This window comes from Desulfovulcanus sp., assembly GCF_982781345.1.
The window spans coordinates 1-13,536 of sequence record NZ_CEYAEZ010000025.1 but is presented as its reverse complement, the minus strand read 5'-3'; the positions used below and the strand labels follow the sequence as shown (position 1 = coordinate 13,536).

The 13,536-nt window shown below is 42.9% G+C and carries 12 protein-coding genes; 10 read left to right on the top strand and 2 right to left on the bottom strand.

The genetic code is table 11. The features are described from left to right. The first annotated feature begins 4 nt into the window (after nt 1–4). The 7 genes from AC3WVG_RS05675 to fliW all read left to right on the top strand — a co-directional run bounded on the left by AC3WVG_RS05675 (nt 5) and on the right by fliW (nt 7,886). Nucleotides 5–1,111 carry a flagellar basal body P-ring protein FlgI gene (locus tag AC3WVG_RS05675; protein ID WP_488797201.1) on the top strand — a complete coding sequence of 369 codons (1,107 nt, stop codon included), beginning with the start codon at nt 5–7 and terminating at the stop codon, nt 1,109–1,111. Between the two features lie 372 nt (nt 1,112–1,483). Next, nucleotides 1,484–2,536 carry a peptidoglycan DD-metalloendopeptidase family protein gene (locus AC3WVG_RS05670; protein WP_488797200.1) on the top strand — a complete coding sequence of 351 codons (1,053 nt, stop codon included), beginning with the start codon at nt 1,484–1,486 and terminating at the stop codon, nt 2,534–2,536. Nucleotides 2,537–2,618: 82 nt separating this feature from the next. Further along, nucleotides 2,619–3,092, top strand: coding sequence for a flagellar export chaperone FlgN (gene flgN / locus AC3WVG_RS05665; protein ID WP_488797199.1), 474 nt, complete (start codon nt 2,619–2,621; stop codon nt 3,090–3,092). Beyond that, entirely contained in the window at nt 3,092–5,236 is a 2,145-nt protein-coding gene (gene flgK / locus AC3WVG_RS05660; RefSeq protein ID WP_488797198.1) for a flagellar hook-associated protein FlgK, read from the top strand. The genes flgN and flgK overlap by 1 nt, the downstream gene beginning before the upstream one ends. 29 nt (nt 5,237–5,265) lie before the next feature. Beyond that, nucleotides 5,266–7,131, top strand: a complete 1,866-nt coding sequence (gene flgL, locus AC3WVG_RS05655) for a flagellar hook-associated protein FlgL (protein ID WP_488797197.1) — start codon at nt 5,266–5,268, stop codon at nt 7,129–7,131. 57 nt (nt 7,132–7,188) lie between these two features. Then, nucleotides 7,189–7,422 carry a carbon storage regulator CsrA gene (csrA, locus tag AC3WVG_RS05650; RefSeq protein WP_488797196.1) on the top strand — a complete coding sequence of 78 codons (234 nt, stop codon included), beginning with the start codon at nt 7,189–7,191 and terminating at the stop codon, nt 7,420–7,422. Continuing rightward, on the top strand, nt 7,404–7,886 hold the full coding sequence (fliW, locus tag AC3WVG_RS05645; RefSeq protein ID WP_488797195.1) for a flagellar assembly protein FliW: 483 nt from the start codon (nt 7,404–7,406) through the stop codon (nt 7,884–7,886). Before csrA ends, fliW begins: the two co-directional genes overlap by 19 nt. A gap of 277 nt (nt 7,887–8,163) precedes the next feature. Here the strand turns inward: fliW and flgM are convergent, their stop codons facing one another. Next, entirely contained in the window at nt 8,164–8,457 is a 294-nt protein-coding gene (gene flgM / locus AC3WVG_RS05640) for a flagellar biosynthesis anti-sigma factor FlgM (protein ID WP_488797194.1), read from the bottom strand. A gap of 402 nt (nt 8,458–8,859) precedes the next feature. Further along, nucleotides 8,860–9,276, bottom strand: coding sequence for a DVU0524 family FlgM-associated protein (locus AC3WVG_RS05635; RefSeq protein ID WP_488797193.1), 417 nt, complete (start codon nt 9,274–9,276; stop codon nt 8,860–8,862). Nucleotides 9,277–9,417: 141 nt separating this feature from the next. Here AC3WVG_RS05635 and AC3WVG_RS05630 point away from each other — a divergent pair, with 141 nt between their 5' ends. From AC3WVG_RS05630 to mltA, 3 genes are all read left to right on the top strand, one after another. Next, nucleotides 9,418–10,266: an NAD(+)/NADH kinase gene (locus tag AC3WVG_RS05630; RefSeq protein WP_488797192.1), complete on the top strand. Its 849-nt coding sequence runs from the start codon at nt 9,418–9,420 to the stop codon at nt 10,264–10,266. Between the two features lie 3 nt (nt 10,267–10,269). Next, complete coding sequence (locus tag AC3WVG_RS05625) at nt 10,270–12,021, top strand: ARMT1-like domain-containing protein (RefSeq protein WP_488797191.1); 1,752 nt, start codon at nt 10,270–10,272, stop codon at nt 12,019–12,021. A 175-nt stretch (nt 12,022–12,196) separates the two neighbouring features. Further along, entirely contained in the window at nt 12,197–13,378 is a 1,182-nt protein-coding gene (gene mltA / locus AC3WVG_RS05620) for a murein transglycosylase A (protein ID WP_488797190.1), read from the top strand. The last annotated feature ends 158 nt before the right edge of the window (nt 13,379–13,536 follow it).

Genomic DNA, 13,536 nt, shown 5'->3' with positions numbered 1-13,536 from the left:
GATTATGCGTATACGTAAGCTAATATTATTTTCTTTAATAACAGGGATGTGCTTGCTGGGGATCTGTAATCAAAGTCAGGCTGTTCGCTTAAAAGACATAGCTACTTTCGGTGGGGTGAGAACTAACCAGTTGGTTGGCTATGGCCTAGTGGTGGGCTTGTCCGGAACTGGAGATAAAAGAGGAGCCCAATTTACCATTCAGTCCCTGGTGAATATGCTTGAAAATATGGGGGTCAGGGTAGATAAAAATGCCCTGAAAGTAAAAAATGTGGCAGCAGTTATGGTAACGGCCAGAATGCCTGTTTCGGCCAAGCCAGGGACAAAGCTTGATGTGACTGTTTCCTCTATAGGTGATGCCAAAAGCTTGCTTGGCGGGATACTTTTGCAAACCCCACTCAAAGGAATTGATGGTAAGATATATGCTCTGGCCCAGGGACCCTTGGTCGTGGGTGGGTTTTCCGCGGGAGGAGCAGCAGCCACTGCAAGCAAAAATATTACTACCGTTGCTCGCATTCCTGGTGGGGCAATGGTGGAAAGGGGTGTACCCTTTAAATTTAATCGTCAGGACAGCGTGGTTATTAATTTAAATACACAGGATTTTTCAACTACGGCTCAGATTGTAGAAAAGATCAATAATAGCTTTGCCCGGGATATGGCCAAGGCCGAGGACATTTCCACTGTTAGAGTAAAAGTACCGGAGAAATTTCGAGGCAATTTAATACCTTTTCTGGCCTCATTGGAGAATTTGGATATCAGTCCCGACAGTCCTGCCAAGATTGTAGTGGATGAAAAGACAGGAACGGTGGTCATGGGCGAGAACGTGACCATTTCCAAGGTGGCCATTGCCCATGGGAACCTGCATATTGTGGTCCAGGAGCAACCTAAAGTATCCCAGCCTGCTCCGCTTTCTCAGGGCCAGACTCGGGTGGCGTCCAAAACTAAAGTTAGCATCAAAGAGGAGCAGCGTAACTTGATTCTTGTTAAGGGCGCGACCATTAAAGAACTTGTCAAAGGACTGAATGCAATTGGGGCTTCGCCCAGAGATTTAATTTCTATCTTAAGAACGTTAAAGGCAGCAGGGGCCCTGCATGCTAAGCTTGAAGTGATATAGAACACAGTGGAATTCCGCCTATGATGGGACGACTGATGCGGAGTGTTTGGTTTTTTTGTGTGGGTGGGGGTGTAATACAAGGGGAGTATTGTATTACTAATACTGTCAATTGGTTATAACGATACTTATTTTCTTAAAACGTTCCCTGGCTCCATTCTGATGGAGCAAAACGACCCGAGGAATCTCAGACAAATTTACGAGATTCTTCGCTTCGCTCAGAATGACGGGAGATGGCCCTCAGAATGAGCCCGCCAAACGCGGGGTAAAGTAAAGCGGTTTGAGAAATAAAAGAATAATTCTCCGCTAACCTATTTTATAGAGTAAAAAAAAATAACATTTTAGTTCTCTTTACTCATTTCAAAGAGGATAGTTATGTCTGATCAATTAATGCAACAGGGAATCATAGCTGCGCAAAAGACCAAGGATAATGCTTTTCAGCAGCGATTGGCCAGGTTGAAACAAAATCTAAGGCCGAAGAAAAATCAGGAAAAAGAGTTACGTAAGGCCTGTGCTGATTTTGAGGCAATTTTTATTCAGAAGCTGTGGGAGCAAATGCGAGCAACTGTGCCCAAAGAGGGTTATCTTCACAGCAAAGAAGAAGATATTTATCTTTCTTTATATGACCAGGAGTTATCAACCAGATTGGCTAAAAGAGGAGGTTTGGGCCTAGGCGACCTTTTATTTTCACAGTTACAAAAGAGGCTGGAAAAGAGTAGTGCTGAAACTGATCCTGGCGCAGGTCCGGTAAATGAGCTTAAGAGAAGTCAACCACAGCTCAAGACAAGCAACACAACCAACAAGGTTCGACCAGTTGAGAAAAGTATTCATGAGTTGAAGGATGCACTGGAGCATGAAAGCGATCCGTTAAAGAAAGTAGATATCCTGGCTAGACGAATTGAGGCCAGATCAAGGTCGGGAAAAGGTGGGCTGAGTCCTTTGCAAGAATCTCTTCAAATTGACCCGGTAAAAAATATAAACATAGACACCGGTCCATTGCCTCAATTACATTGGCCAGTCCAGGCACATGTAAGTTCCGGATTTGGTTGGCGTTTGGATCCTTTTACAGGACAACAGGCCTGGCATGCAGGCATTGACTTGGTTGTCTCAGAAGGAACTCCTATTGAGGCTTGCTGGCCGGGTAAAGTCGTCTTTTCCGGCTCAAGAGGTGGTTATGGTCAGGTGGTCATTTTGGAGCACAAAAATGGGTGGCAAAGTATTTATGCGCATAACACAAAGAACTTGGTCCGGGAGGGGGAATTTGTTCGTTCTGGCCAAAGAATTGCATTGTCAGGTAATACAGGGCGTTCCACTGGGCCGCATGTGCACTTTGAACTCAGACAAAATGATCAGGCTTGGAATCCCTTGCAGGTAAGAAAAAGATTACTGGCCGGCTTGAGCATTGGTAAAGAGGCAGATAAAGCCTAAATGAGTAATACGTGTGGCAGATAATAAATAGAATGATTGCAGAGTTCTTGACTTAGTGAATCACGAAAAAGGGGGGTTGTTCATGCAGGCGAAGATCGAGCAAAGTCTTAAAAGGCAAAAGCAAGGCCTGGTTCTTTTGAGGACTCTTTTACAGGAAGAATTTTCCGCCCTGCGCGGGCATGACCCTAAAAAAATTTCCTCCCTTGAGTTTTCAATCCAGGAATTAATTCGGCAGCTTGTTGACGAGAAGGAAGCGTTAAAAAGTTTACTCCAGAAGATAGGTTGCATGTCCATTAAGGATTATATTCTCGGACTGAGTGATGGCGAGAAAGCTAAGATAGAGAATCTTTTTAGCAGCCTGGAAGAAAACGAACAGAAATGTGTTGTGCAAGCGGCAAAAAACGCAGAATTAGCTCAGGCATTGGCGGAACAAACTACAAAACTGACCAAGTTTTTGTATGAAAGGCTTTTGCCCAGTAATAAGGATACTTACTCGGCTCGTGGCAGGTGGCAACAGAAAACTGCCCGAGCTACGTTGCTTCGAGGTACTTTATAATGGCAGGCATTAGTTCGCTGTTAAATATTGGTCGGGGAGCCCTGTTTGCTTCCCAGTCAGCTATTGAAGTTGTTGGCAATAACATCGCTAATGCCAATAATCCTGATTATCGTCGTCAAGAAGTACGTCTGGAAGAGGGCATTGGTATTGATTCTTTCCCAGGGCAACTAGGTTCCGGTGTAAAGGCTGCGGAAGTTTTTCGCCACTTTGATCAGTTTATTGAGGAAGAATATAACTTTACGGCTTCGAACAGAGAGATGTGGGATAAATTGCACACCTATTTAAGTGGCGTTGAAGGGTTATTAAACGGAATGGAGGATGGAGGGTTAAGAGAGGTTTTGAGTCAGTTCTGGCAGGATTGGCAGGATTTGGCTATGCGACCAGAGGACACCAGTACCAGGACTGCTTTGATAGGGCGCACGCAGAATTTACTCCATGTAATGGGATTAATAGATGGTGACCTGGACAATGTACAAAAGCAGATGGATGATTACATTTCGCAGGATGTGGACAGAGTCAATGAGATTTTGCAGCAGATTGCAGAGTTAAATCGTCAGATTAATATGCATGAAGAAGCCGGGAAGAACAACGCCAATGAGCAAAGAGACAAGCGGGCAGCCCTAGTCAGGGAGCTAGCCGAGAAAATTGATATCAATTACATTGATAATGGTGTTGGGAACGTTACTATTACTACCAGGGCCGGACATACCTTGGTGGACGGAACCACATACTTTGGATTGAAGTTTGAAGGTCCAAAGGCCATTGCCAATTTAACTGCCGATTCAGCCTTTACTGACAGTATTTATTTTGAAGGCACTTCTGATTATGAATATACAATTGAAGTTGTTACGGATGGCCCGGCAGATGGTTTGGCTGGCGCGGCTACATTTAAAGTGTCGATTGATGGCGGACAAACGTGGCTTAGGGATGAAGACGGCAATGTGATGATATTTACAGCTAGTGATTATGATAATCGTGTTAGTATACCTGGTCACGATATTGCCATCTGGTTTGGGGATAAAAGTAATTCCCAGGATCCAGCCTCTTCGAATTTAAGTGTAGGAGATAGCTTTACCATAATTCCCAAAAAGGGACTTTACTGGTATAAAAATAGCTCTACGGCCATGAATATCACCCCTCAAACATTCAGTAATGGTGCGGTGAACGAACGGCGTTTAGTAGGTGGAAGCATTGCAGGCTATTTTAATTTTCGGGATCATTACGTTGGCCGCTACAGAGAAAAATTTGATGCATTGGCCAAAAGTTTAGTCTGGGAGGTGAACAGATTACATTCTCAGGGCGCAGGCCTGACAAAATTTTCCTCAGTGACCGGGACATATGGTGTGACCAGTACCGTTAATCCATTAGGTGATTTTTCTTCAGGACTTACCTTTGGGGATAAACTTCAAGCGGGCAATTTTAATATTTATATTTACGATGAAAACGGCCAGTTTTTACCTGGTGTTTCCGGACCTTTAGATTTTGATGCAACAACTAGTGGCATACAAAATTTTGATCCTAATGTGCATAGTCTTGAAAATGTACGAGATGCCATTAATAATACATTTAGTGGCTACCTTACAGCAGAAATTGTGAATAATAAATTGGTCATTAAAGATAATTCTAGTGATAGTACTAATTATCAGTTTGCCTTTGGTAATGATAGTTCTGGATTACTTGCGGCTTTGGGGATAAATACCTTTTTTGACGGAACCGATGCAGGCAGTATATCATTAAATGCACAGGTGCGCAATAATCTTAATTTTATCAATGCAGGACATGTAAATGGAGATGGAGCAATAAATCCAGGAGATAACCAGGTAGCTAGAGCCATTGCTGAGCTGCAATATAGTGATGTTAGTATTACTACTAGTTTTGAAGGTACTACAACACAAACTATTCAAGAGTACTATAACTCTCTGGTCAGCAATGTGGGTGCAGATACAGAAATGTCTGAATTTAATTTTCAGTACAACAAGACTTTGGCGGATGATTTAAATGATCGGCAGCAGGCAGTTTCAGGCGTGAATATGGACGAAGAGATGAGTAATTTAATTAAGTTTCAGCATGCTTATGAAGCTGCGGCCAAACTTATATCCACTGCCGACCGCTTGATGCAGACTTTACTTGCTTTGAAGCCATAAGCGTTTGTTTGGTTTGAGGGGATAAAACTATGCGCGTAACACAGAGCAGCCTTTATGGCAGTATCATCAATCAGTTGGGCAGTTCTACTTCAAAGCTTATGGAACTGAACAAGCAGATGGCCAGCCAGAAAAAAATTGATCGCCCATCTGATGATCCTGTGGGGGCAAGTAGGATCTTATATCTTCGGGATTCTTTAGGAGCTCTGGATCAGTATCGGGAGAATGTAGATACTGCCAAAGGTTGGCTAACTCTTGCTGACGAGACTTTGTTGCAGGTGAATAATGTTCTGACCAGATTTAAAGAGTTGGCAGAACAGGCAGCAACCGGTACTATGACGGATAAAGATAGAGAGATTGTTTCTTATGAAGCCCGTCAGCTTTTTGATCAAATGATAAATTTGGCCAATACAACCTATGAAGGCAAATCTATTTTTGCTGGACATAGAGTAGAGAGCAACGCCTATGAAAAGGGCATGATGGTTTATGATCGGGAGGGGAATGTTGAGCCTTATTTGCAGGAAATTTCCGGGTATAGTGACCATTCAATCCTGGTTCAATTTGTTGGCTCTAGCAACACTCAGGCTACCGTAGGAACTGATAATATCGATTATAGATTTTCCAGGGATGGTGGTAAAACCTGGTCGAGCGTTAAAACTATCTCTGCTGCCGGGCCGTATGACTTGGATCTGGGTGGAGTGACAGTAAAATTAAGAGAGGGATACCAGGTTGATCTAAGTCCAGAGACGAACCTGGATACATCAAAAGGTACCTGGTTGTTTGTGACTTCTACAGCTATTTATAAGGGAGATGAAGAAACACAGGCCGCGGTTAAATTTGATAGTACCGGTTCCCCGGAGAACTTTAATGCTACCATTAAGGGCGCTTTTGACAAGAATGTGCGAGTTGAGATTGTTTCAGGTGATCTGTCCATACCAGCAGATGTGACTTACAGATACAGTTATGATGGGGGAACGACCTGGATACCCGGAGACACAACTACCTTTACAGCTGCAAGCACGACTGTTGGTCAGGCTGTTATAGACCTGCCTGATGGACAGGTGGTTTTAAATGGGACAGGAGATGCAAGTGGAGTTACTTTTGATGTTTTAAGTAACAGTATCGCTGTCCAACAGCGGGTGAATGGCGGAGAGATTAATGCCTATGCTCAGGGTGAGATTGACTCCGATATCATGGTTCGCATTGACTATGGTCTGGACAGTGGAGGAAATAAAGTAGAGACTTCTTTTGCTTTGGGAGATCCTACAGTTCCTAGCATAGTTTACTCATACAGTACCGATGGAGGTCGCACTTGGATTCAAGGGACAACAGCCAATACGGCAGAGGCTGATCTGCTTATTCCCGGAGGACATTTATATCTTTCTGCCAAGGGCACTCAAGACCAGATCAAGGCTGGTGATCAATTTGTTGTTCACCCCAAAACAGCCAGCCTGGATGTTGAGATTTCTCCCAGCGATACTATTCAAATGAATGAAATTGGTTGGGAAATATTTGGTGGTCACAATCAATATGGCGTTAAACCTGCTTTTGCAGATACTGAACCTGGAAAAAATTTATTTGTAACTCTTGGTAAATTTGTGGCCGCTCTGGAAAACAATGATCAGGATACAATAGCTCAGTCTTTGGAAAATATAGAGACAGCACGACAGCATATTTCTAATCGGTTGGCCAGGGTCGGGGCCAGGGAAAATCGCTTGGATGTTGTGGATACGGTACTGTCCGGGCTCCAAGTAAATAAGACCGAGAGGTTAAGTAAGCTGGAGGACGTGGATGTGGCTGAAGTGATGACCGACTTGAGCCAGCAGCAGTTTGTTTATGAGGCTATACTTAAGTCGTCGGCTATGATTATGCGCATGAGTTTGGTTAAATATATTTAGTTAGAAGTTTTCAGTAAGGGTACCTACGAACTTTGAATTAGGAAATATTTTACTACAATGCTTATTCTTTCCCGTCGACCAGGTGAGAGTATTCACATTGGTGACGATATCAAAATAACCATACTTGGCCTGAAGGGCAAGCAGGTCAAAATTGGCATTGAAGTGCCGGAAGATTTGCCTGTTTATCGGGATGAAGTGTACAAAAAGATCCAGGACGAGAATAGGCAAGCCATGCTAACTAGAGAAGATGATTTTTTGGTAGTAGCGAGTTTATGGAAAAGAGAGAAATAAAATCACGTATAGGACAGTTTGTTATAGAAGAAGAAAAAATCCTTCGTTTCCCGCGGGGGTTAATAGGGTTTGAAAGTGCGCGGGAGTTTACCCTGCTTCAGGTCAAACCAAATTCTCCTTTTCTTCTGCTACAAAACATTGAGAACCCAAAACTGGGTTTGATTGTGGCTGATCCCTATACTTTTTTGGCCAACTACTCTGTAGTGATTGGAAAAAGTGAAGAAAAGATTTTGCGTCTGCAAAGTGTATATGACTTGACTGTTCTGGTTACAGTAACCATCCCTCCTGGAGAACCAGAAAAGACAACTTTAAACTTGGCGGGCCCGATTTTGATTAATACCAAGGCCCGGTTGGGGCTGCAAGTTCCTCAGGTGGAACTGACCGGAGCTTCTAGGGTTGTCCTGGCTGATTTGCAGGAAGCAAATAGTAAGAAGCAGGAACTAGTAGGCGGGTCGAGAGGTTGAGTTGTTAAGGGGGAGATAGGGTAGGAAGTTAAGAAGTCGAAAAGAGTTTTTTTGTGGGCTATCGGAAACGGTAAAATAAAAAGTTAAAATTACGCAACAAATCGAGATATCATTATCGAACAAAGTATCTTCCTCTCATTATTAATCCGGTCTTCGGCGAGTTGAAGTGAAGAATCTCGGCGGACTCGAAAGACAGATAATTCTCCCACCTCCTAAAGAGCAGCAAATTTAGGCAGTATATTTTTTGTAGGTGTAATTGTTCGTATGATTTGAAAAATTAAATCCACAAGTCCATCTCATCCTCGAGTATCTTCTGGGCAATTTTTTGCTCATCCGGATGATAATCTCCAGCCTCAATCTTTTCTTTTAACTCCTGAATTTTTTTCAGACGTACTTCAGGACTTTGCTTGGCCGTATCAAGACCGGTCTTGTAAAGTTTGGCAGTTGAAGAGAGAGAAACTTTATCCTCAGTGGATATTGAATGTTGCTTTTTTGATAAGGGCTTTTCCTCTTTTTCGATTTTAGTTTGCTTATAGGTTTGAATACCTGTTAAAATATTTTTTATTTCCATGAGTTATCTCCTTAAATTTTTAGGATTAAGGATTTAGGATTAAAGGGTTAAGTGGTAAGAAAAAATTTCCTGTTTCTCAATCCCTTATGAGCCTGTGGCCGAACCTCTTTATCAACTTAAGTTCTATAGTTTATTCCAGTCCTGGTTTCTTTCATGCTGGTACAAAGACTTGGACCAATCTAAAGTTTGCTTGCGGACAGAGCATAATGGGATATTTTAGGTAAACAAGTATTCTTTTTATTATCGATAGTTATGGTCAATATCCAAAATATTTAGCCCTTTCATCCCGATGCTCTGCTTATCCGCAAGCTTCGTCAAGATGGCTTACCCAAGCCGTTTGTAATGCATTTCAGAAACCATGACTTTCAATCAGCGGTTAAAATGGGGTCTGGCCACAGGCTCTTATAACATGGTTTCATTGACTTTAACCAGGGTAATTTCCCAGAGCCTGTTCAGGACCGCATCTTTTTCCTCGGGTTTTAATTCTTCCGGACCCTGAGGACCTAGCTTCAAAATTTGCATTTCTTCTCCGGATGGAGGATAGCGAAAAATTAGGCTCTGTTTAAACTCTTTTTCCAGTTCAGACTTTATTTCTTGCACAACAGGATTATTGCTGTCAGAGGTTAGTAAGTTCTCTATTATTTCTCTGGATACCCTTTCCACCAATTGTCTTCTTTTTGCTTCTTGTGAGATGGTTACGGAGTCCCCCCCTCCAGACTGTTGCAAGTATTTTTTTAGTCTGGCTATTCTTCGTCCATTGGTCAGTTGGCGATCATAGACGCGTATGACGTTTTTGACAAGAAAGGGATTGATGGTCATGGTTTTCCTCTTCTATTCGTCTGTATCGGCAAGTTAGAAGAAAACTTTAGGGGGTAAAAGAATTCTTGAGCAAAATTTATCGGCTCTCACACCGATTTCTTTTTACTTGAATGATTTGGCTTGATTAGCTAGAGTTTCCTTATGTACAATCATTTTAAAAATATTGTCATCATTACCAAGGCCCAAAATAAGGATGCCCTCTCTTTAGCTTTGCAGATTGAGGCTTGGCTAATGGCCAGGAATCTTAAATCCTGGACACTGGATAATCAAGTTCAAAGTACTATAATCGATATAGGTTCGCTAAAGCCGGATCTGATTTTGGTTCTGGGGGGAGATGGGACTATATTAAGTGTGGCCAGGAAGATCACTGCCTCTGATGTTCCTTTTTTGGGTGTTAATTTAGGTCAGGTGGGCTTTTTAGCCGAGATTTCGCCCGTCAATTGGCAGGAACAATTGGAAATTATTCTAGGTGGAACTTACCGTATTTCCGAGCGACTGGTTTTAAGTTTTAAGGTAATTCGCCAGGGGAAAGTGTTTAAAGAAGGTCAGGCCATAAATGATCTGGTCGTTCATCGGGGAGGCCTGGCCAGGTTGATTAATCTGGACCTGACCTTAGGCAGTCAAAAGTTCGGGCATCTTCGAGCGGACGGACTTATATTCGCAACTCCTACAGGCTCTACGGCATATTCTGTATCAGCGGGCGGTCCTCTTGTGTATCCGGAACTCGATGCCTTTGTTGTCACTCCGATTTGTCCTTTTTTGCAAAATTTTAGACCCTTGGTTTTGCCTGGCCGGGAAAGGGCCCGTATCTACATTCAGGATATAGACCCGGAAATAATGTTAACTGTTGACGGTCAAGCCGGGTATAGCCTGAATTTTGGTGATGTCGTGGAAATAGAAAAGTCAGAAAAGAGATTTAAACTGATCAGCCCTGAGAATGTAGATTTTGTCCAGAAGCTGGTCCAAAGAAAATTTCTAAACAGGGGGTAGGTCTTGCCCAATTTGCCTAAAATTTCATCGGTCTTAGAACTTTACTATGGCCGAGACCCTTATCTTGATGCCTGGCTGCTTCATTTCATGACCGAAAATAACATTGAGCATTTGGCCAACCCGCGTGAGAATGCTTCCCCGGAGCAAATGCGATTTATGGTCGATCTTGATGAGAACCAAGTGTTTGCGCCGTGTAGTGATTGGATGTTGAAGAACCTGTTAACGTCCAAAATGACAGAGGAATTGCGATTAGAATACCGCTCCAAGTGGCGCCAATTGGTAACCTTGATCAAAGATTTTACCGGTGATGAGTACATTAAAAAGAAGGTTCTGGCCTTATGCCGGCATAAATTTCAAAAAGTATTTAAATCTCCTTTTGTTATTCCTTCCAGGTTAATAAAAAGGCTTTTGACAATTTATTTAAGCCAGACTGCCCAGCAGGACCCATTTGAGGCCCGGAAAAGAGAATTCAATAAAAGGGCCAAGAGAGTTATAGAAAGCCCTCTATTCTTTCGTTTTTTAAGTGCCTGCCCCAGTTCCACTATGGGGTGTCAGCGTATTCAGGACCTGAGATGGGAACTGGATCTTTTGGAGTTGAAAAGGCTTTTTTGTCTCTCTACATGGGATGCTATCTGGAAAAACGAACATTTTGCCCCGGAAAGTAGCCTGGTTAATGGTGAATTGGCTAAAATTTGGGATGAATTTGACCAGGTCATGACCAAACTTATGGGGCCGGGCATAAAAACAGAATTGAAAATATTGTATCTGCCCAATAGTGCGGGGGGAATTCTCTTCGACATCATGATTATCAAGTCCTTGATCAGACTGGGGCATAAAGTCATATTGGCTTTAAAAGAAGGCTTTTACTACGACTACCCGGTTTTTTGGGATTATGAAAATGATCCTGTTTTAGCCGACGAGTTGAAAGGGGCCTTTTTCTTGGTGAATCACCAGGTATCCAAAAGAGAGCTGCTCAAGGCCCTCAGGGAAAATGATTTGGTGGTTATTTCTGACGGCACCAGAGAAAGATTGAACCTCTGCCGCACTAGTGTCACCTTTGCACGGGCCTGGAAAGAATCAGACCTCATCTTTGCCAAGGGCGAAGGCAACTATCGGCGTCTCATTATGACCTCACACAAGTTTACACGGGATATTCTGGCTTTTTACCGAGATAAACAGGGCCAGTTATATTTTGCCTTCAAAGAAAAGAGCCCTCGTGTACGTAAGGTTACGGAAAAGGAGATTATAGCCAAGGCTGAAGAAATCAAGCGACAGATGAGAGAAGCCAAGGCCAAAGGCCAAAAGGTCATGTTTTATAGTGCTATTGTTGGTAGCATCCCGGGACAGACTCGAGTAGCCATAAATATTCTAAATCGTTTTGTGGATTATTTGCGCTCGCGTCTGGAGGGCACTTTTATTATCAATCCAGCCGAACATTTTGAGCCGGGCCTGGATGGGGACGACTTGATGTATATGTGGGAGATTGTTCAGCGTAGCGGGTTGATTGATGTGTGGAGGTTCCAGACCGTGGCCGATATAGAGAAAAGTTTTGAACTCATGGGGCAAAAAGTTCCGCCTATCTGGGCAGGGAAGGATGCTACATTTTCTACCGGTTGCACTAAAGAGATGCAAATTGCCTTGGAAGAACAGCGCAAGTATCCGGAAATGCAGATAATTGGGCCAAGTCCGGAAAAGTTTTTCCGCCGTAGAGAGTATGGAGTCGGTAAGTTTTTTGATGCCAGTATTGAGAGGTAAAAATGAGAGCAGGTAAAAGGCAAAAAGACTGAAAGGTAGAAAAGGTTAAAGAGTCTGTGGCCCAAACCTTACTTAAGAGGACAAATTTTCATAAATTTTTTTCAATCCTGATTTCTAATCTGGTAGTCAAAATGGGGTTTGCCCATAGACTTTTAAGAGGAGAAGACCAGGGGGCATGAGTTATTTATGTAGGCTGCGAACCGCGGGGCAATGTCTTTGCTGTCTTCTTTTAATTCTGGTTTGGGGCTGTGCTCCTAAGGCACTGGAGAAGCCTTATTTTGATTATGTGCAGGGAAGAAAGATAGTATCCAGGTTGCCACGTTTGCCTATTGGGCAAGAATTGCAATCATGGCAGGAACTTAAGCCGAGTATTCAAAGAAGTTTGGAGTTTGTGCGTCGGAAAAATGGCTCTGAGGTGGTTTTGAAACGATCGGATCTAACCCTTACCTGGCTGGATTTGCAGGAGACACTGGAACTACTCCTTGAACTCCTGCCCCGCCTGGATCAAGATCCAAAGATTTTAAGCGACTTTTTTGATTTTTATGAGCTAAAACCGGATGTTTTGCTCACTGGCTATTATGAACCGTGGCTGGAAGGCTCTCTTGAACCATCTCCTGAATACCCCTACCCTGTTTACGCCTGTCCGGATGATTTGAAAACAGTGGATCTGGGGTTGTTTCATCCTCGTTGGCAGGGGCAGCGTTTAGTATATCGTCTGGATAATGGACAGATAAAGCCGTATTATTCCAGAGCGGAAATTGATGGACAGGGGGTTCTCGCTGGAAAGGGCTTAGAAATTGCCTGGGTCAAGGATAAAATAGATCTTTTTTTTCTGCATATTCAGGGATCAGGGCGGCTAGTTTTACCGGACGGCCAGGTTAAGCATGTTCTATACGCAGGGAAGAATGGCCGGCCCTATGTATCATTAGGTAGGGTCTTGGCTGATAATGGTTATTTAAGTTTAGAGAATGTCAGTCTCCAATCAATAAGGAAATTTTTAAAGGAACATGCAGAAATTGCTGACGAACTTTTATATACTAATCCCAGTTATGTTTTTTTTCGTTTAGGTGATAATGGTCCCATGGGCAGCATGGGTCAGCCGTTGACGCCGTGGGTGAGTGTGGCTAGTGATCATTCTTTTGTCCCTTTGGGGTCTGTCTTATTTTTGCAGACTCAACTTCCGGTTGATGAAGGTAGAGAAAAGGAATTTTCAGGTCTGGTTCTGGCTCAGGATAGGGGCGGAGCCATTAATGGTAACCACTTTGACCTTTTTTGCGGTTCAGGTAGCCGTGCAGAATATATAGCCGGACATTTAAAAAAGAGGGCGGAAATTTTTCTATTGGTAAGAAAAAGATAGAAGAATCTGTGGCCAAACCTTACTTAATAGAGGAAAAATTTTTATAATTTTTTCAATCCTGATTTCTTTCATGCTGGTGCAAATGTCTGGATCCATCTATAGTTTGCTTGCGGGCAGAGCATAATGGTACATTTAGGATAAATGAATATTCTTTTTAT

What these genes read in the sequence shown, in the direction of transcription:
- AC3WVG_RS05675 (WP_488797201.1), top strand. Translation starts at nt 5, where the DNA reads ATGCGTATACGTAAGCTAATATTATTTTCTTTAATAACAGGGATGTGC.
- AC3WVG_RS05670 (WP_488797200.1), top strand. Translation starts at nt 1,484, where the DNA reads ATGTCTGATCAATTAATGCAACAGGGAATCATAGCTGCGCAAAAGACC.
- flgN (WP_488797199.1), top strand. Translation starts at nt 2,619, where the DNA reads ATGCAGGCGAAGATCGAGCAAAGTCTTAAAAGGCAAAAGCAAGGCCTG.
- flgK (WP_488797198.1), top strand. Translation starts at nt 3,092, where the DNA reads ATGGCAGGCATTAGTTCGCTGTTAAATATTGGTCGGGGAGCCCTGTTT.
- flgL (WP_488797197.1), top strand. Translation starts at nt 5,266, where the DNA reads ATGCGCGTAACACAGAGCAGCCTTTATGGCAGTATCATCAATCAGTTG.
- csrA (WP_488797196.1), top strand. Translation starts at nt 7,189, where the DNA reads ATGCTTATTCTTTCCCGTCGACCAGGTGAGAGTATTCACATTGGTGAC.
- fliW (WP_488797195.1), top strand. Translation starts at nt 7,404, where the DNA reads ATGGAAAAGAGAGAAATAAAATCACGTATAGGACAGTTTGTTATAGAA.
- flgM (WP_488797194.1), bottom strand. Translation starts at nt 8,457, where the DNA reads ATGGAAATAAAAAATATTTTAACAGGTATTCAAACCTATAAGCAAACT.
- AC3WVG_RS05635 (WP_488797193.1), bottom strand. Translation starts at nt 9,276, where the DNA reads ATGACCATCAATCCCTTTCTTGTCAAAAACGTCATACGCGTCTATGAT.
- AC3WVG_RS05630 (WP_488797192.1), top strand. Translation starts at nt 9,418, where the DNA reads ATGTACAATCATTTTAAAAATATTGTCATCATTACCAAGGCCCAAAAT.
- mltA (WP_488797190.1), top strand. Translation starts at nt 12,197, where the DNA reads ATGAGTTATTTATGTAGGCTGCGAACCGCGGGGCAATGTCTTTGCTGT.